Below are 1,036 nucleotides of genomic sequence, written 5' to 3'. Positions count from 1 at the left end.
TAACCTGAGTTCGGGTTAAGCGAAGTTTAAAAATAATTGACCATCATTTACTTTTTTTAAGTTGAGTGATGGTTTTTTAGGAAAGAAACAATACGCCGAAAGACTTCCCAAAATATTCATCATAAAGTTATTCACACTTCTGTGGCGGGTATGTTCGAGTTGACAATGGTTTTTTAGTTCATCATTTATCGTTTCAATGATGGCTCTTTTTCGTAGCAAAATTTTATCTTCCATTTTCATAATGTGGTTTTTCATATTTTTACGGAGCTTTGTGAAAAGCTGTATTCCATCAGCGAAAAGCATCTCCCAAAGAGCTTTTGAAAGGTATCCTTTGTCAGCAAATAATTTTCCGAAAAGTTGCTCGGTCATTTTTTTGATGTGTTTTGGATTTCGATCATCCACGTTTCCTTTGGTTAAATAAAAGGATAAAAGCTCACCTTTTTCATTGCAAACCAAATGTAATTTAAATCCATAAAACCAGCCCATTGAAGATTTTCCCCGTTCTGCCAATCCTTTGAAAACCTTATGATTATGAATTCTCTGGTTTCTACAAACCTTCAAAGGCGTACTGTCCATAAAACTAATTCCTGTGCATTTTCCCAAACATTTTTCTTTCAAAAACAAAGCAAAAACAACAAAACTTCTCTGTTGAAGCTCTACAAATCTGTTGTATGAAAGGGTTTTAGGAAACAAATCTTTCCAATAACCACAAACAATTTGTTGATAATAGTGTTTAAATGTTTTATGAGCTCCTAAATGAAATCCAATCATAATGGTAATTATTTCAGAATCGGACATTAAAGTTGTTCTATTTCTTCTTTTTTTATCGCTTCCAAAAGCTTCAAACTTCATTTGTTTGATTTTTTGTTCAAACTCTTTACAAAAATCATCAATCTGTACAAAAATATTTGTAATTTGGTCTTTCAAAATCATAAGTAATAATTCGTTTAAATATTTGACTGTCAGAAACTTAAATATACGAATTATTACTTTTTATCACAAATTTATTTCTTATTCTTATCCCGAACTCGGGTTA

Annotated in this window: 1 protein-coding gene; it reads right to left on the bottom strand. The window is 31.0% G+C overall.

Annotation, left to right across the window (positions count from 1 at the left end; all coding sequences use genetic code 11):
- Positions 1-15: 15 nt before the first annotated feature.
- Entirely contained in the window at positions 16-933 is a 918-nt protein-coding gene (locus ABMQ40_RS16610; RefSeq protein WP_370901619.1) for an IS982 family transposase, read from the bottom strand.
- Between the last annotated feature and the right edge of the window lie 103 nt (positions 934-1,036).

It is taken from the genome of Chryseobacterium gossypii, assembly GCF_041361455.1.
GTDB classification, from domain to species: Bacteria; Bacteroidota; Bacteroidia; order Flavobacteriales; family Weeksellaceae; genus Chryseobacterium; species Chryseobacterium gossypii.
This window is presented reverse-complemented; position numbering and strand designations above follow the sequence as displayed.

Coding starts and splice junctions, on each gene's coding strand:
- ABMQ40_RS16610 (WP_370901619.1), bottom strand. CDS start 933: ATGATTTTGAAAGACCAAATTACAAATATTTTTGTACAGATTGATGAT.